The organism is Streptomyces sp. NPDC060049, from assembly GCF_042736715.1.
In the GTDB taxonomy this organism is placed as follows: Bacteria; Actinomycetota; Actinomycetes; order Streptomycetales; family Streptomycetaceae; genus Streptomyces.
This window is the reverse complement of the sequence record NZ_JBHWVV010000004.1, coordinates 130,405-148,375: the sequence shown is the minus strand read 5'-3', so window position 1 is coordinate 148,375 and position 17,971 is coordinate 130,405. Positions and strand designations below refer to the sequence as shown.

At 69.6% G+C, this 17,971-nt stretch carries 14 protein-coding genes; 2 read left to right on the top strand and 12 right to left on the bottom strand.

Annotated features, from left to right (window positions below; all coding sequences use genetic code 11):
- Nucleotides 1-109: 109 nt before the first annotated feature.
- The 8 genes from ACFWBY_RS08365 to rfbB all read right to left on the bottom strand — a co-directional run bounded on the left by ACFWBY_RS08365 (nt 110) and on the right by rfbB (nt 10,125).
- On the bottom strand, nt 110-2,599 hold the full coding sequence (locus ACFWBY_RS08365) for a peptidoglycan recognition protein (RefSeq protein ID WP_385335892.1): 2,490 nt from the start codon (nt 2,597-2,599) through the stop codon (nt 110-112).
- A 306-nt stretch (nt 2,600-2,905) separates the two neighbouring features.
- On the bottom strand, nt 2,906-4,720 hold the full coding sequence (locus ACFWBY_RS08360; protein ID WP_385335894.1) for a hypothetical protein: 1,815 nt from the start codon (nt 4,718-4,720) through the stop codon (nt 2,906-2,908).
- A 54-nt stretch (nt 4,721-4,774) separates the two neighbouring features.
- The gene (locus ACFWBY_RS08355) at nt 4,775-5,674 is read right to left on the bottom strand and encodes a glycosyltransferase family 2 protein (protein WP_385335896.1); all 900 of its coding nucleotides are present in this window, start codon (nt 5,672-5,674) and stop codon (nt 4,775-4,777) included.
- A gap of 9 nt (nt 5,675-5,683) precedes the next feature.
- The gene (locus ACFWBY_RS08350; RefSeq protein WP_385335898.1) at nt 5,684-6,136 is read right to left on the bottom strand and encodes a DUF2304 domain-containing protein; all 453 of its coding nucleotides are present in this window, start codon (nt 6,134-6,136) and stop codon (nt 5,684-5,686) included.
- Nucleotides 6,133-6,822, bottom strand: a complete 690-nt coding sequence (locus ACFWBY_RS08345) for a glycosyltransferase family 2 protein (protein WP_385335900.1) — start codon at nt 6,820-6,822, stop codon at nt 6,133-6,135. Before ACFWBY_RS08345 ends, ACFWBY_RS08350 begins: the two co-directional genes overlap by 4 nt.
- 68 nt (nt 6,823-6,890) lie before the next feature.
- Nucleotides 6,891-8,234, bottom strand: coding sequence for a lipopolysaccharide biosynthesis protein (locus ACFWBY_RS08340; RefSeq protein ID WP_385335902.1), 1,344 nt, complete (start codon nt 8,232-8,234; stop codon nt 6,891-6,893).
- A complete protein-coding gene (gene rfbD, locus ACFWBY_RS08335) occupies nt 8,231-9,100 on the bottom strand; it encodes a dTDP-4-dehydrorhamnose reductase (RefSeq protein WP_385335924.1) in 870 nt (289 codons plus the stop codon). Before rfbD ends, ACFWBY_RS08340 begins: the two co-directional genes overlap by 4 nt.
- A 47-nt stretch (nt 9,101-9,147) precedes the next feature.
- On the bottom strand, nt 9,148-10,125 hold the full coding sequence (gene rfbB / locus ACFWBY_RS08330) for a dTDP-glucose 4,6-dehydratase (RefSeq protein ID WP_385335904.1): 978 nt from the start codon (nt 10,123-10,125) through the stop codon (nt 9,148-9,150).
- Between the two features lie 104 nt (nt 10,126-10,229).
- Between rfbB and rfbA the strand changes: the two genes are divergently transcribed.
- Entirely contained in the window at nt 10,230-11,105 is an 876-nt protein-coding gene (rfbA, locus tag ACFWBY_RS08325; RefSeq protein ID WP_385335906.1) for a glucose-1-phosphate thymidylyltransferase RfbA, read from the top strand.
- On the top strand, nt 11,102-11,701 hold the full coding sequence (gene rfbC / locus ACFWBY_RS08320; protein ID WP_385335908.1) for a dTDP-4-dehydrorhamnose 3,5-epimerase: 600 nt from the start codon (nt 11,102-11,104) through the stop codon (nt 11,699-11,701). The genes rfbA and rfbC overlap by 4 nt, the downstream gene beginning before the upstream one ends.
- Before the next feature lie 186 nt (nt 11,702-11,887).
- On the opposite strand, the gene tuf is transcribed toward rfbC, so the two are convergent.
- The 4 genes from tuf to rpsL form a co-directional block, all read right to left on the bottom strand.
- Nucleotides 11,888-13,081, bottom strand: coding sequence for an elongation factor Tu (gene tuf, locus ACFWBY_RS08315; protein ID WP_385335910.1), 1,194 nt, complete (start codon nt 13,079-13,081; stop codon nt 11,888-11,890).
- Nucleotides 13,082-13,229: 148 nt separating this feature from the next.
- Nucleotides 13,230-15,359, bottom strand: a complete 2,130-nt coding sequence (gene fusA / locus ACFWBY_RS08310) for an elongation factor G (protein WP_385335912.1) — start codon at nt 15,357-15,359, stop codon at nt 13,230-13,232.
- Nucleotides 15,360-15,398: 39 nt separating this feature from the next.
- Nucleotides 15,399-15,869 carry a 30S ribosomal protein S7 gene (gene rpsG, locus ACFWBY_RS08305; protein WP_214946861.1) on the bottom strand — a complete coding sequence of 157 codons (471 nt, stop codon included), beginning with the start codon at nt 15,867-15,869 and terminating at the stop codon, nt 15,399-15,401.
- Between the two features lie 2 nt (nt 15,870-15,871).
- A complete protein-coding gene (rpsL, locus tag ACFWBY_RS08300; RefSeq protein ID WP_007265893.1) occupies nt 15,872-16,243 on the bottom strand; it encodes a 30S ribosomal protein S12 in 372 nt (123 codons plus the stop codon).
- Nucleotides 16,244-17,971 lie beyond the last annotated feature (1,728 nt).

The following is a 17,971-nucleotide window of genomic DNA, read 5'->3' as shown; positions in this document are numbered from 1 at the left end:
CACCACTCTGCGGGGATCCGTACCCGGGCCGGCGCCCCGGACGCCCCGGACACGGCGGCGGGGGTCCCCCGGACCGAGTCCGGGAAACCCCCGCCGATGGAACCTCGGACTACTTGGCGAAGTAGCCGGTGATGTCCGCGATCAGGTCGACGCTGCCGTCGTTGTTGTAGAAGCTGACCTTCCCGTCGACCACGGGCACGACCACCAGGTTCGGGATCGTCTGGCCGGGCGTGAAGTTCAGGTTCGAGGCACTGGAGCGGACCGTCCCGCTCGGGTACACCGACACGTAGCTCGACGCCGTCGGGTTCGTGGCGGTCACGTTCAGCACCACGGCGGTGACGCCCGTCGCCGGGATGTCGTTGGCGCCGGCGACCGAGAGGGTCACCACGCCCTGCGCGCCGACCTTGGCCTGCGGCACGCCCAGACCCGCACGCGTGTCCATCAGTCGCTTCGGACCGATGTTGATGTGCGTGGCACCCGTACCGGCCGAGGTGAAGTAGCCGGTGATGTCGGCGATCAGGTCCACGGTGCCGTCGTTGTTGTAGAAGCTGACCTTCCCGTCGACCACGGGCACGACCACCAGGTTCGGGATCGTCTTGCCCGGCGTGAAGTTCAGGTTCGAGGCACTGGAGCGGGTCGTACCGCTCGGGTACACCGACACGTAGCTCGACGCCGTCGGGTTCGTGGCGGTCACGTTGAGCACCACCGCGGTCACACCGGAGTCCGGGATGCCGTTGGTCCCCGCGACCGGCAGGGTCACCACACCCTGCGGACCGACCTTCCCCTTCGCCACACCCTCACCCGAACGGGTGTCCATCAGGCGCTTCGGACCGATGTTGAGGTGCGTGGAGCCCGGATCGGTCGACGTGAAGTAGCCGGTGATGTCGGCGATCAGGTCCACGGTGCCGTCGTTGTTGAAGAAGCTGACCTTGCCGTCGACCACGGGCACGACCACCAGGTTCGGGATGGTCAGGCCGGGCGTGACGTTCAGGTTCGATGCGCTGGAGCGGACCGTGCCGCTCGGGTACACCGACACGTAGCTCGACGCCGTCGGGTTCGTGGCGGTCACGTTCAGCACGACCGCCGTGACGCCCGCCCCCGGGATGCCGTTGGTGCCCGCGACCGGCAGGGTCACCACACCTTGCGGACCGACCTTCCCCTTCGCCACACCCTCACCCGAACGGGTGTCCATCAGGCGCTTCGGGGTGACCGGGACGAACTTGGCTTCCTTCGCCACCGGGACGTCCGCCACGACGGTGACCGGGAGGCTCGTGGAGACCTTGCCGTTCGCGGCGGTCGCCCGCACCTGGACCTTGTGGGTGCCGGTGGCCAGTACCGCGGACGCGCTACGGGCCGTACCCGGGGTGCTCGCGGCCGAGACCCCGTCCACCAGCAGGTCGAACTTGCTCAGCAGGCCGCTGTCCGTGCTGGTGTTCCAGCCGAGGGTCAGGGGCCCGGTGGACTTGTAGTCGGCACCCGGCGTAGCCGCCGCCCCGTTCACCGTGGTGATCTTCAGCTGCGCCGCCGGACCCGCGGTACGGATCCTGCCCAGCTGGTCGTAGAGCCCGCCGCCCGGGCACACGGTGTTGAAGCCGTCCTTGTGGCCCGAGAGCGCCTTGAACGTGTACGACTGGCCCTCGACGAACGAGTCGTTGAAGTTGTTCTTCTGCGTGGCGCCGGCCCGCAGCGTGGTCGTGCCGTTCATGTCGCCGTCGTACTGGCCGAGCTTGTAGGCGGCGATCTGGGAGACCGCCTCGAGCGCGGCGTCGGAGGCTCCGGCGGTCTGGTAGTCGCCGATCACGGCGATACCCGTCGACTCGGAGTTCCAGCCGTAGGTGTGCGCGCCCTGGACCGCCTGGTCGATGCCGCCCTGGCGGCCCTCGAAGATCGTGCCGCACTTGTCGACCAGGAAGTTGTAGCCGATGTCGCGCCACTTGTCCGGGCCGGTCACGTGGAAGACGTGCATGGCCCGGACGATGGCCGCGGACTGCGAGCAGTCGTACGGCGCGCTCACGGTGTGGTGGACGAAGGCTGCCTTGACCTTGAGGCCGGGGAGGTAGAGCGGGCCCTCGTTGTTCAGGCTCTCGTCCGCCTCCCACTCCGCCCGGGAGACGATCTTCGGCTGCGGCGCGGTGGAGACCGGTCCGGGTTCCACCGAGGGGGCGGCGAAGGCCACCGGCTGGGCGGGCAGGTCGCCCTTCTTCTTGGCGGCGCCGGTACCCGGGTCCACCAGGTTCAGCTCCAGGCCGGCGGGCAGGTCACCGCCCTTCACGCGCACCTCGGCACCGTTCGACGCGCCGACCCATACGGGCTCGGTGGCGCCGAGCGCGCCGGGGCGCTTGCCGTCGAGCCCGCGCTTCGCGGGTTCCAGGGTGATCCACTTGGACCACTTCCCGGTCTCCGCGCTACGGGAGCGGGCCTCGATGGTGCCCTTGACCTCGGCCTCGGGGTCCGTCCAGGACACGCCGAGGAGGCCGTAGAGCTTGGTGTCCTGCTGGGGCAGTCCGGCTTCGCCGCCGCCCTTGGACTGGAGGGCGAGCTTGCTGATCCCGCTCTTGACCGGTCCGGTCTGCTCGGCTCCGGCGCTGTACGCCTTCACCTTCCCCGACCCCTTGGCCTCGGAGGAATCCGGTCCGGATCCACCTGCCATCCCTTGAAAACCGAGTACCGCCGCCACACCGAGTGCGGTGGCCAGAGCGGTACCGCGCACACGACCCAATCTCAAGTTGTCCCCAACCCCTGGTTTTCCAGCTTTCCGGCAACACAGCTGATCCGCCCGGATGTTACTGGCACGTGTGCTCGAGGGATGCGGCGGGGGCACCCAGCGGGCCCCGGCGCCTCCCCCACGCGAAGGACCCCGGTCCGCCGCGATCGGCGGACCGGGGTCCTCGTCGTGCGGGAACCGTCACTGACGGCGCCAGAGCGCCCATCCGTGCGCCTTGTCGGCCTTGGCGACGTACCAGCCCGCGGGCGCCAGCGGCCAGGTGTCCTCCGCCCTGGCCTCCTTCGAGGTCAGCCGCAGCACTGCCGCGTCCGCCCCGGCCGGCGGCTCCTCGCCGTGCTCCAGGTCGCGCGTCCAGACCCGCCCCTCGTACACCTCGTACGTCTGGGCCATCCGCAGACCCCAGTCGACGTCCCAGTCCATCACCAGGTTCTCCCCAGGCTTGAGGCCGGAGGTCGCGGTGAATCCGGTGGCCAGGGGCTTGCGGTGCTTCATGTAGGGCACGGCCACGTTCGCGGTGACCGTGGTCGTCGCGTACGTCGCGAACAGGGCCAGCGAGAGCGCCACGGCCCAGACCACCCGGCGTCCGCCGGCCAGCCGGAAGAGCACGCAGGCTCCGAGCACCAGCAGCGCGCCGGCGATCGTCCGCCACATGTGCAGCTTCGTCCACTCCGATGCCAGGAACAGCGCGTCCGGCATGGCCCACTCGATGATGTTCAGCTTGTAGAGGCCCTTGCCGACCACCAGGATGACGAACTCGGCGGTGACCACGGTGAACACCACCGCGCCCAGCACCAGGCGCAGCAGCGCACCGGGCCGCGCGCGCCACAGCACGGTGACGCCCACCAGGAAGAACGCCGGCACGAGCGGGGCCAGGTAGCGGGCGTAGACCCAGTTGTCGATCCGGTCGTCCGTCGGCAGTCCGGCGGCCGCGGCGAGCGCGATGCCGCACAGCAGGGCGACCATGACGAAGGAGACCACCCGCGAGGCCCGGGTGAAGCGGGGGCTGAACACCGCGTACACGCACAGGGCGACGGCGAGCGCGCCGAAGCCCCAGGACGAGACCGAGAAGTACCAGAGCTGGCCGATCGCACGGGTCACCGTGCGGCGCAGCAGGTCGGGGTCGACGAGGTTCTCCAGGACCTGCGTGCCCACCGAGCTCGGCGGCTGGTCCTTGAACTGCGCCTCCAGCCAGGTGGAGAGCAGCTTGGCGCCCAGCACGGAGACGGCGAGTCCGCCCCACGCGGCGAGCGTCGACCGCAGCGGAGCCCACTTGAAGACGAGCGCGCCCACCAGAACGGCCGCGGTGAGGGCCACCACCACGCCGCCGCGGTCGTGCACCGCCATGGAGAAGCCGGCCAGGAGGCCGGCTCCCACGCCGTACCGGGCGCGGCGGCCCGGCTCGCCCTCGCTCAGCCAGCCGTGCAGGGTGATCAGCCACCCGAGGAGGACCACGGGCAGCAGGGTGTCGGACATCGCGAACTCGGAGTAGAAGACCACGGGCGGCATCAGCGCGGCCGCCATGGCGATCAGGACCGAGAGTCCCCTGGGCACGTCGAGCCTGCGCAGGGCGACGAAGACAAGGGGGAAGACGAGTGCGTTGATCAGGGTGTTGATGCCCATGACCAGCTGGTACGCGGTGACCGGGTCGTCCGTGAACCGCAGGGCCGGGGAGATCAGCAGCGCGTAGCCGCCGGGAATGACCGATCCGACGGGCATCTCCGTCGTCGGCCGCCCCGCGAGAACCCGGGCCAGTACGAGGTACGAGGACTCGTCCGCGTGCACCGAGGGGTAGCTGTTGCCCCACACCAGGAAGAGCCGGAACACCACCTGCGTCAGATACCCGCCGGCCAGCGCCGCCGGCCAGAACCACCGGCGGCGGACGGCGTCGGCTCCCAGGGCGAGCAGCCGCTCGGTCCTGGCGGGCTTCCCGGCCCGTTCAGGAGCGGACGGGCCGGTGGCACCGGCCACGTCCATCGTTTCGGTTCCCGACTGCACCCCTGGCACATCCTGTTCTGGTTGGGACCTCTCGCACACGCGGGTGCGGACGGCTCAGCTCTGGCCGGAGGTGAAGGCGTGCCGGGCCAACGTGCGGGCGCCGTCGCGGTGTCCGCGGCGCAGCGCCCCGGGGAGCATCGTGAGGGCGTGCAGGCGGGAGGCGCTGTGGAAGCGTGCGGCGCGGGCCGCCTTCGGCCAGCCGCGGGCGTCCATGCGGGCGGCCACCGCGGAGAAGTACCGCTCGGCCTCGGTGAACCGGGTGCCGGAGAAGGCCTGGACCGACGACTCGCTGACGGCGTGCCGGCGGTACTGGAAGACCGTGGTGGAGTTGTCGACGACCATCTGCTCTCCGCCTTCGAGCAGGTCGACCACGAGCGCGAGGTCCTGGATCACCGAGTAGTCGTCCCGGAAGTTCACCTCGCGCAGCGCCTCGCCGCGCCAGGCGATCGAGGGGAAGTAGAGCCAGTTGCCGCGCAGCACGCTGGCGGCCAGCTCCTCACCGGCCATCAGCCGGCTGCCCTTGACCGGCGGTGCGTACAGCCGCTTCTTGGTGTTGTCCGCCAGGCCCTGCGTCACCACGCCGTCGCCGTCGATCACCTCGACGCCGGGCTGGACCATGCCGATGCCCGGGTGGGCCGCGGTGATCCCTCGGACGGTCTCCAGGTAGTGCGGGTGCAGCAGGTCGTCGCAGCCCATGATGACGACGTAGTCGGCCTCGGAGAGCCGTACGCACTTCTGGAAGTTCTTGGTGATGCCGAGGTTCTGCTCGTTGCGGGTGTAGTGGACCCGCTCGTCGCCGAGCTCCGCGAACCAGCCTGGGACGTCCGGCTCCTTGCCGTCGTCGATGACGACGAGCCGGAAGTCCGGATCCGTCTGCGCCAGGACGCTGCGGACGGCGTCCTGCATCAGCTGGACGTCCCCGTAGTAGGGGAGCATGAAGTCGAAGGTCACCACGGCGATTCCTCAGGCCTTGACGGAGTCTGCGGGCTCGGCCGCCGCGGGCTCGGCGGGTGCCGCGGACACCGCGGGCGCGGCCGGAGCGGCCGGCTTGGAGGCGTCGCCGCCGAGGCGCTCGTCGTTGTGCCGCGCGCCCTCGCTGAGGGCCACCGTCCGGGCCAGGTCGGTGATCTTCTTCTCCAGCGAGCGGAAACGCAGGAAGGTGTTGAGGGTGAGGAAGCCCATGGCAAGGACCATCACGTACAGCACCAGGTCGGTGCCGCGGCCGACGCCGAGCTGGTGTGCGAGCCAGGTGACGTCGGTCGGCCGCAGGACGGCGTAGACGTTGACGAGGACGAAGACCGAGAACGCGATGCGCTTCCAGGCGCGGGTCTTGGCCTGGTCCCAGTTGCGTATGAACATGAGGGCCAGCGAGACGGAGCCCAGGATGAGGACCAGCTGGATCCAGAAGTACTTCATCGGCGGCCACGCTCCCGCAGGGTGATGTCGAAGAGGATGTTGACGCCGTTGATCAGGGACTGACCCTTGGCGCGCGAGTACTCGGTGTAGAGGATGTCCACGGGGACCTCGACGACGCGCAGTCCGGACCCGGCCAGGTAGCCGACGATCTCGGAGGCGTGGGCCATGCCGTTGTGGGTGATCTGCAGCTGCTCGGCCGCCTCGCGGCCCAGGACGCGCAGGCCGTTGTGCGAGTCGGTGAGGTTGAGCTTGCGGGCGGTCGGGCTGACGGCCGCGGCCGTGCGCAGCACGACCCGCTTGATCCACGGGACTTGGCCGTTCTGCTCGATGAAGCGGGACCCGAGCACCACGTCGGCCTCGCCGTCCCGCAGCACCGCGACCATCTTCTCGACGTCGTCGGTCTGGTGCTGGCCGTCCGCGTCGAAGGTGGCGAAGTAGCGGGCACCCGGCTGGGAGAGCGCGTACTTCAGGCCGGTCTGCAGGGCAGCTCCCTGGCCGAGGTTGACCGGGTGCTGCACCAGGTGGGCGCCCGTGGTCGCGATGTGCTTGGCGGAGTCGTCCGAGCTGCCGTCGTCGACGACGACTATGTTCGGAAAGGTCTTGCGCGCTCCCTCGACGACATCGGCGATCACCTGGCCCTCGTTATAGGCCGGTATGACCAGCCAGACATCGTCGTACTGAGACACGGTAACTCCAGCGGAACGTGGCACATGCGAGTGCCCGGGGATCGGTGGTACTTCGGAGGCGGCCATGGTCACTCCCTGCCCGCGGCGGCGCCCAGGGGGCTCGCGGCATCCGTCTGCCCGGGGCCTTCGGCGGCTTCGGGAGCGCCTCCCGAGGCCGCGCCCGGGAACCCCAGTCGCAGCGCCGTCAGCATAGCGAGCACTGTGGCCAGAGATCCGAGAGCGTAGGCCAGGATCACACGGAGAGCCACGTCACCCGGGGCGAAGGTGACGCCGACCAGCACGGCGGTACCGACGGCCCAGCAGAGCAGTTGCAGGTTGTGCCGCTTGAATACCATCAGCGCCTGGCCGAGCACCATCGCGAACATGTACGCCACGGTGCCCGTGGACAACAGGAAGAAGTCGAAGCAGCCCAGGGCCGGTTCGGCGCCGAAGAGGACACCGATCAGCCAGGGGCCGAACACGGTGGCGGGGACGCCGCCGAGCAGGCCGAGCGCCCCGACCACGGCGCCGATCCGGCGCAGCATCGCGGAGAACGCGGCCCGGTCGCCCGCCTGGTAGGCGGCGCTCAGGCCGTTGAGCAGCGAGGCCTGGAGCGAGCCGAACACGAAGAGCGGCACCCGGGCCAGCACCAGCGCGTTCAGCAGGGCCGCGATCAGCACGCTGTCGGTGGGCGCCAGCAGCTTGGTGCTCATCACCGCGGCGTTGACCACGACCTGGGAGAGTAGGGTCGAGCAGATCAGCAGGCCCAGCCCGGCGGACAGCTCGCGCCAGCCGATCTCCTCGCCGGGCTCCGCCGCGCGCAGCAGCGCGGGCAGCGTGACCAGGGCCGCAACGACGGGCGCGACGGCCAGTACGAGGCTGAAGGCGAGCGCGGTGTGCAGTCCGAAGACGGCGCAGCCGAAGGCGAGGACGATCCGCAGCCCGCCGTCGACGGCGAGTTGGGTGCCGTACGCGCCGAACCGGCCGAGGCCGGCCAGGACACCGCGGGTGAGGTAGCAGACGGCCATGCCGGTGAAGGCGCCGCCGAGGGCGGCGACCAGGCCGCGGTCACCGTGGAAGAGCAGGTCCGCGATGGGGCCCGCGCCGGCGGCGAGTACGAGCAGGGTCGCGCCGAGCATGCCCGCGGTGAGCAGGGTGGCCCGCCGCAGGACGGGGGCGGCTCCGTGGCCGTCGACCGCGCGGGCGGCGACGATCCGGGTGAGCTCCTGCTCGACGGGGAAGAAGATGCCGAGCCCGATCGCCATGACGATCGTCCACAGCACCGAGACGTTGGCCATGGCCTCCGTCGACAGGCTGTGGCCGGCCACGCCCAGGTGGACGTACGAGGCCGCGCCGAGCACGACGGTGCCGCCGGCCACCGCGACGGTGCCCGGCGGCAGGGCCGCGGTGATCTTGCCCAGCAGGGTCCTCACTCCGCGCTGCCCCTGCGGTCCGCGCCGGCGGGCGCCTCGAAGGACGGGCGGGTCAGGGCTTCGGCCAGCTGCTCTCGCCAGTCGGCGAGCGGGGCCAGCCCGGCCCGGGCCCAGCGCTCGTGCGCGAGCACGCTGAAGGCCGGGCGGACCGCGGGACGCACGAACGCGGTGGAGTCGGTCGGCCGGATCCGCTCGGGGTCCAGCCCGCTCAGCCGGTAGGTCTCGCGGGCCAGCCCGAACCAGGTGGTCCGGCCGCTCGCGGTGCCGTGGTAGACCCCGCCGGGGGCGCGGCCGTCCAGTGCGGCCGTACCGAGCTCGACCAGGCGGCGTGCCAGCGCGTAGGACCAGGTGGGCTGGCCGTGCTGGTCGTCGACCACGTCCAGGGTGTCCCGCTGGGCGGCCAGCTTGAGCATCGTGGCGACGAAGTTCGGGCCGTGCTCGCCGTACAGCCATGCGGTGCGGACCACGTAGCCGTCCTGCGGCAGCAGTTCGGCGACGGCCTGTTCGCCGACCAGTTTGGAACGGCCGTAGGCGTTGACCGGTCCGGTCGCGGCGTCCTCGGCGTACGGCTGCGAGGCGTCGCCGGGCAGCACGTAGTCGGTGGAGACGTGCAGCAGGCGGGCTCCGGCCGCGGCGCAGGCCTCGGCCAGTACGCGCACGCCGGTGCCGTTGACGGCGGTGGCGGCCTCCTCGGCCGTCTCGGCGCCGTCCACGTCGGTCCAGGCGGCGCAGTTCACGACCACGGCCGCGCCCTCGACGGCGGCCCGGACGGAGGCCGGGTCGGTGATGTCGAGATCGGTGCGGCGCAGGCCCTCGGCCTCGATGCCGGCGTCCTTGAGGACGGCCAGGACGTCCTGGCCGAGCATGCCGGCCGCGCCGGTGACGAGCCAGCGCGCGCCGGCGGGGTTCGAGGTCACTTCTGCAGCGCTGCCTTCGCCTTCAGCGGCTCCCACCAGGCGCGGTTCTCGCGGTACCAGTCGATGGTCGCCGCGATGCCTTCCTCGAAGGTGACCTGCGGGGCGTAGCCCAGCTCGGAGCCGATCTTGCTGATGTCGATCGAGTAGCGCAGGTCGTGGCCCTTGCGGTCCTCGACGCGCTCGACCATGTCCCAGCCGAGGCCGGCGGCCTCCAGCAGTACGCCGGTGAGCTCCTTGTTGGTGAGCTCGACGCCGCCGCCGATGTTGTAGACCTCGCCGGCGCGACCCTTGCGCATCGCCAGGTCGATGCCGCGGCAGTGGTCGGAGACGTGCAGCCAGTCGCGCACGTTGCCGCCGTTGCCGTACAGCGGGACCTTCTTGCCGTCCATCAGGTTGGAGACGAACAGCGGGATGACCTTCTCCGGGAACTGGTAGTGCCCGTAGTTGTTGGAGCAGCGCGTGACGACGACGTCCATGCCGTGCGTGCGGGCGTAGGCCAGCGCGAGCAGGTCGGAGGAGGCCTTGGAGGCGGAGTACGGGGAGTTGGGCACCAGCGGCCACTCCTCGGTCCAGGAGCCCTCGCTGATCGAGCCGTACACCTCGTCGGTGGAGATGTGGACGAAGCGGCCGACGCCGTGCTTGCGGGCGGCGTCCAGGAGGACCTGGGTGCCCACGACGTTGGTCATCACGAAGGGCCCCGCGCCGGCGATCGAGCGGTCCACGTGGGACTCGGCCGCGAAGTGCACGACGACGTCGTGGCCGGCCATCACCTGGTCGACGGCCTCGGCGTCGCAGATGTCACCCTTGACGAAGGCGTAGCCGGGGTGACCGGCGACCGGGGCGAGGTTGGCTTCGACGCCTGAGTACGTCAGCTTGTCGAAGACGGTGATCTGGGCCGAGGGGTCCGAACCGAGCTGCTGGCGGACGAATTCTGAACCGATGAAGCCGGCGCCGCCGGTCACAAGGATGCGCATAATACAAACAGTCTAGCCGCCCGCCCACAGCGCCAAGGCCGCCCGCCCACACCGTTACCGGCCCGGAACTCGTAGCTCCGGCGCTCTCGCATAGGGTTGGCCCCATGCGTGGAATTCTCTTGGCCGGTGGCACCGGATCCCGACTCTGGCCGCTGACCCGGGCAGTCTCGAAGCAGCTGCTCCCCGTCTTCGACAAGCCGATGATCTACTACCCGCTCTCGACCCTGGTCATGGCCGGGATCAGCGAGATCCTCGTCATCACCACCCCGGACGACCGCGACCAGTTCGAGCGGCTGCTCGGCGACGGCTCGCAGTTCGGCATCCGGCTGGAATACGCCGTACAGGAGCGTCCCGAGGGCATCGCCCAGGCGTTCGTGCTCGGCGCCGACTTCATCGGTGACGACTCCGTCGCGCTGATCCTCGGCGACAACATCTTCCACGGCAGTGGCCTCGGCACCCGCCTGGCCGAGCACACCGACTCCAAGGGCGGCCGGGTCTTCGCGTACCCGGTGGCGGACCCGACGGCGTACGGCGTGGTCGAGTTCGACGAGAACGGCCAGGCCATCTCCATCGAGGAGAAGCCGGCCGAGCCCAAGTCCCGTTACGCCGTGCCGGGTCTCTACTTCTACGACAACCGCGTCGTGGAGATCGCCCGCGGCCTGAAGCCCAGCGCCCGCGGCGAGCTGGAGATCACCGCGGTCAACGACGCGTACCTGCAGGCCGGTGAGCTGAATGTCACCATCCTCGACCGCGGTACCGCCTGGCTGGACACCGGCACCTTCGTCTCGATGGTGCAGGCCTCGGAGTTCGTGCGCGTGATCGAGGAGCGACAGGGCTTCAAGATCGGCTGCATCGAGGAGGCCGCCTGGCGTGCGGGTCTGATCGACTCCGCGCAGCTGCGCGCGCTGGCCGAGCCGCTCACCAAGAGCGGTTACGGCGACTACCTGATCGGCCTGCTCGAAGAGGAGGCCGCCCGGTGAAGTTCCGTGAACTCTCCATCGGGGGCGTCTTCGAGATCACCCCTCAGCAGCACGGTGACCCGCGCGGCATGTTCATGGAGTGGTACCGCTTCGACCGCCTCGCCGAGGTCGTCGGACACCCGCTGAACCTCGCCCAGGCGAACCTCTCGGTCTCCCAGCGCGGTGTGGTGCGCGGCATCCACTTCGCCGACGTCCCGCGCGGCCAGGCCAAGTACGTCACCTGCGTGCGCGGCGCCGTGCTCGACGCCATCGTGGACCTGCGGGTCGGCTCCCCGACCTTCGGTCGCTGGGAGGGCGTCCGCCTGGACGACGTGGACCGTCGTGCGGTCTACATCCCCGAGGGCATGGGCCACGGCTTCTGCGCGCTGAGCGACGACGCCACGCTGTCCTACCTCTGCTCGGAGACGTACAACCCGACGGGCGAGCACTCGGTGCACCCGCTCGACCCCGACCTGGGCATCGACTGGCCGGCGGACGTCCCGCTGCTGTCCGCCCGCGACGAGGCCGCCCCGTCGCTGGCCGACGCCATCGCGTCGGGCCTGCTGCCCGACCACGGCGCCTGCATCGAGTTCACGGAGTCCCTGCGGGTGAACTGACCGCCGCCGCGCACGACACGGCGTACAGGAGAGGGCCGTACCCCCACGGGTGCGGCCCTCTTCGCGTGCCCCCCGGACGCGGCGGGTACGACGAAGGGCCCCTCCCCCGTCGCGCGAACGACGGGGAAGGGGCCCTCCTGTCAAACATGGTGCTCGCTCGCACGAGCTACCAGGTCAGAACACGAATTACTTCGTGATCTTGGTGACCTGGCCGGCGCCCACGGTACGACCACCCTCACGGATGGCGAACTTCAGGCCCTCCTCCATGGCGACCGGCTGGATCAGCGAGACCGTCATCTCGGTGTTGTCGCCCGGCATGACCATCTCCGTGCCGGCCGGCAGGGTGACGACACCCGTGACGTCCGTGGTACGGAAGTAGAACTGCGGACGGTAGTTGTTGAAGAAGGGGGTGTGACGGCCACCCTCGTCCTTCGACAGGATGTAGGCCTGGGCCTCGAACTCGGTGTGCGGGGTGACCGAACCGGGCTTGATGATGACCTGGCCGCGCTCGACGTCCTCGCGCTTGATGCCACGGAGGAGCAGACCGACGTTCTCGCCCGCCTGACCCTCGTCGAGCAGCTTGCGGAACATCTCGATACCGGTGACCGTGGTGGTGGTCTTGGTCTCCTTGATACCGATGATGTCGACGGTCTCGTTGACCTTCAGGACACCACGCTCGATACGGCCGGTGACGACGGTACCGCGACCGGTGATCGTGAAGACGTCCTCGACGGGCATGAGGAACGGCAGCTCGGTGTCACGCGGCGGGGTCGGGATGGCCTCGTCGACGGCAGCCATGAGGCCGAGAAGCTTCTCGCCCCACTCCTTGTCGCCCTCGAGCGCCTTCAGCGCGGAGACGCGGACGACCGGAAGGTCGTCGCCCGGGAACTCGTAGTCGGAGAGGAGCTCGCGAACCTCGAGCTCGACGAGCTCCAGGATCTCCTCGTCGTCCACCATGTCGGCCTTGTTCAGGGCGACGACGATGTAGGGGACGCCGACCTGGCGGGCCAGGAGCACGTGCTCCTTGGTCTGCGGCATCGGGCCGTCGGTGGCGGCGACCACGAGGATCGCGCCGTCCATCTGCGCGGCACCGGTGATCATGTTCTTGATGTAGTCCGCGTGACCGGGGCAGTCGACGTGGGCGTAGTGACGCGCCTCGGTCTGGTACTCGACGTGCGCGATCGAGATGGTGATACCGCGCTGGCGCTCCTCAGGAGCCTTGTCGATCTGGTCGAAGGCCGAGGCCTCGTTCAGGTCCGGGTACGCGTCGTGCAGCACCTTGGTAATGGCGGCCGTGAGGGTCGTCTTACCGTGGTCAATGTGACCGATGGTGCCGATGTTGACGTGCGGCTTAGTCCGCTCGAACTTCGCCTTCGCCACGGGGTCCTCCTGGAGAGTGGTTCTGTACGCCTTGCTCATCGGCGCCAGGTGATCTTTGCTGGAAAGCCGGTTCCTCCGGGGCAAAGGAGGGTTGCTCCTGTTGCCCCAGAGGCTCCGGTGACAAGCCTAAAGCGTGTACTCGGAAGAGTTACTCGCCCTTGGCCTTCGCGATGATCTCCTCGGCGACGTTCCGGGGAACCTCGGCGTAGGAGTCGAACTGCATCGAGTAGCTGGCGCGACCCGAGGTCTTGCTGCGGAGGTCTCCGACATAGCCGAACATCTCCGAGAGGGGCACGAGGCCCTTCACGAGGCGAGCTCCGTGACGCTCCTCCATGGCCTGGATCTGGCCACGGCGGGAGTTGATGTCACCGATGACGTCACCCATGGACTCCTCCGGCGTGGTGACCTCGACGGCCATCATCGGCTCGAGGAGCACGGGAGAAGCCTTGCGCGCGGCCTCCTTGAAGGCCTGCGAACCGGCGATCTTGAACGCGAGCTCGGAGGAGTCGACCTCGTGGTAGCCACCGTCGAGAAGGATGACGCGGACGCCAGTCATCTCGTAGCCGGCGAGGATGCCGAACTTCATGGCTTCCTGCGCACCCGCGTCGACCGAGGGGATGTACTCCCTCGGGATGCGGCCACCGGTGACCTTGTTCACGAACTCGTACGCCGGACCGTCGGCCTCGAGGATCGGCTCGATCGCGATCTGCACCTTGGCGAACTGACCGGTACCACCGGTCTGCTTCTTGTGGGTGTAGTCGTGACGCTCCACCGTCTGGCGGATCGTCTCGCGGTACGCGACCTGCGGCTTGCCGACGTTGGCCTCGACCTTGAACTCGCGCTTCATACGGTCGACCAGCACCTCGAGGTGCAGCTCGCCCATACCACCGAGGATGGTCTGGCCGGTCTCTTCGTCCGAGTGAACGTGGAAGGAGGGGTCCTCCTCCGCGAGACTCTGGATGGCGACACCCAGCTTCTCCTGGTCACCCTTGGACTTGGGCTCGATGGCGACCTGGATGACCGGAGCCGGGAAGTCCATGGACTCCAGGATCACGGGTGCCTTGTCGTCACACAGCGTCTCACCGGTGGTGGTCTGCTTCAGGCCCATGACGGCGACGATGTCACCGGCGCCCACCGCTTCGATCTCTTCACGCTTGTTGGCGTGCATGCGGTAGATCTTGCCGATGCGCTCCTTCTTGCCCTTGACGGAGTTCAGCACCGAGGTGCCGGCCTCCAGGCGGCCCGAGTAAACCCGGACGAAGGTGAGCTTGCCGAGGTGCGGGTCGCGCATGATCTTGAACGCGAGCGCCGCGAGGGGCTCCTCGTCAGACGGCTTGCGCTTCACGACGACCTCGGCGTCCCGGACGTCGTGGCCTTCGATGGCCTCGATGTCCAGGGGCGAGGGGAGGTAGCGGACGACGGCGTCGAGCAGGGGCTGAACGCCCTTGTTCTTGAACGCCGTGCCACAGAACACCGCGGTGATCGTGGCGCCCTTGTCACCCTTGGAACCGATGATGATGCGACGCACAGCGGCGTGCAGCTGCTCGACGGTGGGCTCGACGCCCTCGAGGAACAGCTCCATGATCTGGTCGTCGTTCTCGGCGACCGTCTCGACCAGCTTGGCGTGCCACTCTTCAGCGGCTTCCTTGTGGGTGTCCGGGATGTCGACGATGTCGTACATCTCGCCCTTGGTCGCCTCGGCGGACCAGACGAACGCCTTCATGGTGACCAGGTCGACAACGCCCTGGAAGTCCATCTCGGCACCGATGGGGAGCTGCATGACGATCGGAACCGCACCGAGGCGGTCCTTGATCATGTCGACACAGCGGTGGAACTCGGCGCCGGTGCGGTCCAGCTTGTTGACGAAGCAGATGCGCGGCACGCCGTAGCGGTCCGCCTGACGCCAAACGGTCTCGGACTGCGGCTCCACACCGGCGACACCGTCGAACACGGTGACGGCGCCGTCGAGGACGCGGAGCGAACGCTCCACCTCGACGGTGAAGTCAACGTGACCCGGGGTGTCGATGATGTTGATGGTGTGGTCGACGTCCTCGAGCGGCCAGTGGCAGGTCGTCGCGGCGGACGTGATCGTGATGCCGCGCTCCTGCTCCTGCTCCATCCAGTCCATCGTGGCAGCGCCGTCGTGGACTTCACCGATCTTGTAAGACACACCGGTGTAGAACAGGATGCGCTCGGTGGTGGTCGTCTTGCCCGCGTCGATGTGAGCCATGATGCCGATGTTGCGCACCTTGGCCAGGTCAAGCGAAGTGGTAGCCATATCGGCTCAGTCTTCTCTCGGTCTCGATGTGGGTTGGGACTACCAGCGGTAGTGCGCGAAGGCCTTGTTGGACTCGGCCATCTTGTGCGTGTCCTCACGCTTCTTGACGGCCGCACCGAGGCCGTTCGAGGCGTCGAGGAGCTCGTTCATGAGGCGCTCGGTCATGGTCTTCTCGCGACGGGCGCGGGAGTAGCCCACGATCCAGCGCAGCGAGAGGGTCGCCGCGCGACCGGGCTTGACCTCGATCGGCACCTGGTAGGTGGCGCCACCGACACGGCGGGACTTGACCTCGAGGGACGGCTTGACGTTCTCCAGCGCGCGCTTCAGCGTGATGACCGGGTCGTTGCCGGTCTTCTCGCGGAGGCCTTCCATGGCGCCGTAAACGATGCGCTCGGCAGTGGAGCGCTTGCCGTTCAGGAGGATCTTGTTGATGAGCGACGTCACCAAGGGGGATGCGTAGACCGGGTCGATGATGACCGGGCGCTTCGGGGCGGGGCCCTTACGAGGCATTTCTACTTCTCCTTCTTGGCGCCGTAGCGGCTGCGGGCCTGCTTGCGGTTCTTGACAGCCTGGGTGTCAAGCGCACCGCGGATGATCTTGTAACGAACACCCGGCAGGTCCTTCACACGGCCACCACGCACGAGCACGATCGAGTGCTCCTGCAGGTTGTGTCCCTCACCCGGAATGTAGGCCGTGACCTCGATGCCGGAGGTCAGACGCACACGCGCGACCTTACGGAGCGCCGAGTTCGGCTTCTTCGGGGTGGTCGTGAACACACGCGTGCAGACGCCGCGACGCTGGGGCGAAGCCTCAAGCGCGGGGGTCTTTGTCTTCTCGACCTTGTCCTGCCGGCCCTTACGGACCAGCTGCTGGATCGTAGGCACTACTTCTCCGGTTTCTGTGTGCCGTGTAGTGAAGCTAACCTGGAACATTTGCCGACCCACGCGGTCGGGTGTGTCGGATCCAGCGGACCTCCGCGCAAGCACGGAGACGCATGGATCGCGGTGGCTGATACGGCTCAAGCGCGGTTGATGGACACGCACAGGAGCCCAGGCACACCCCAGGCACAAGGTCTGAGCGTACCTACCGCATCCACTCCGGTCAAAACAAAAGCCCCTGACCCGGGGCACCGGAGGCCCCACCGTCCAGTAGCCGCAAGGCGAAGCCGGCATCCGGCCCCTCCGATGTGCGGACGGGGCCCGCGTGTGCTAAGCCACCCCCCGCCCGGCGGCCCGCGCCACCCCGACGGCCCGGCGACGGCCGGCCCTGCGCAGCGCCCGCCACCGCGACGGCCCGGCGGCCCGGCGGCCCGGCTGCCCGGCTGCCCGGCGGCGGGCCCGTCGCAGGATGCGCCACCCCCGGCCCCGTCCAGGGGCCCGGCCCGCCGGAGGTTGCGTCGCCCCGACCCCGCCTGGCTCCAGTGCCGCGCCGACGACCCCGCACGGCGGCCCCGGAGGAGCCGCCCTACCCGGGTTCCACACCCCCCGCCGACACCGCCCCGCACCCCGGCACGCTCGGCGTTCCCTCAACGTGCTCAGCCGCCGCGCGCCACGTGGGCCGCCTCCCCCGCCCGTGGGCCCCGCGTGCCTGCCCCGCCTCCCCTCGTACGAGGCCCTCGGGTTCCCGCCTCCCCTCGTACGAGGTCCTCCGCGTGCGCCGACTTTCGTCGGACGGGCTACTCCACGTGCTCCGACTGCTCTCGGAACGTGCTCCTGCGCGTGCCCCAGCCCCTCGGGCGTGGCCTCACACCGCGCGCACCGCACCCCCGGACCTGATCTTCCGCATCTCCCAGCCCCTCGGGCGTGATCCCCGCAGGTCGCCTCCCCTCGGAGGGGCTACTCCGTGTGCTCCGACTGCCCTCGGAACGTGCTCCTGCGCGTGCCGACCCTCGGGTGTGGCCCTCCGGCGCGCGCCACCCTCCCGGCCGCCGCCCTCCCGGCCGCCACCCCCCGGACGTGGTCTCCGCCGCGCACCCCGCCCTCACCCCGGACGGTGCATTCGCCCGGCGGACCGAGGGCGCCGACACCCACGCCGGCCGGCCTGGCCGCGCCTCCGGGGGCGGGAGGCCCGAGGTCCCGTACACCGGCCGACCGCTCCTCACCGTTCGACCGAAAGAAGGCACCACCCCTCCGGAGCCGAAAGTCGCACCCTGCACACACTCGTCCGCACCGCGCTCGCGATGGCCCTCCCGCCGTCCCCCACGCGATCACCCCCGGCGTCCACGCCGGGCCACCGTGTCGCCGCCACCTGGCCGGCGTAGAGGCCGTGCAGCCCGCGGGCCGCGCACGGAGTGCCCGCACGACGCCGACCGCCGCCCGCCACCGCGCCCCCCTCCCCCACGCCCTCCTCCCCCACGACGAGCGCCCGGCGGACGAGCGCGCGCCACCGACACGGCGGGCGGGCAGGGCGCACGAGGCACTGTCATCACCCCAACTGCCCTGCCTCCGCGACGCGATGGAGTCCCACCACACCCGCCGCCGACTGATCGCAGCCCCTCCTGCCCCGGCGCAGCCAACCCGACCAACCGTCAAGTCGCTCGCCAGGAACGCCCGCCGCACGCCCGGCGCCGCCATGACGGCCCGCCAGGTCCGCGACCAGCAGCGCACCGCGCG

Bases quoted from the DNA above. Each gene is read 5' to 3' on its own strand.
- ACFWBY_RS08350 (WP_385335898.1), bottom strand. From the start codon at position 6,136: ATGAAGTACTTCTGGATCCAGCTGGTCCTCATCCTGGGCTCCGTCTCG.
- rfbD (WP_385335924.1), bottom strand. From the start codon at position 9,100: ATGCTCGGCCAGGACGTCCTGGCCGTCCTCAAGGACGCCGGCATCGAG.
- rfbB (WP_385335904.1), bottom strand. From the start codon at position 10,125: ATGCGCATCCTTGTGACCGGCGGCGCCGGCTTCATCGGTTCAGAATTC.
- rfbA (WP_385335906.1), top strand. From the start codon at position 10,230: ATGCGTGGAATTCTCTTGGCCGGTGGCACCGGATCCCGACTCTGGCCG.
- fusA (WP_385335912.1), bottom strand. From the start codon at position 15,359: ATGGCTACCACTTCGCTTGACCTGGCCAAGGTGCGCAACATCGGCATC.
- rpsG (WP_214946861.1), bottom strand. From the start codon at position 15,869: ATGCCTCGTAAGGGCCCCGCCCCGAAGCGCCCGGTCATCATCGACCCG.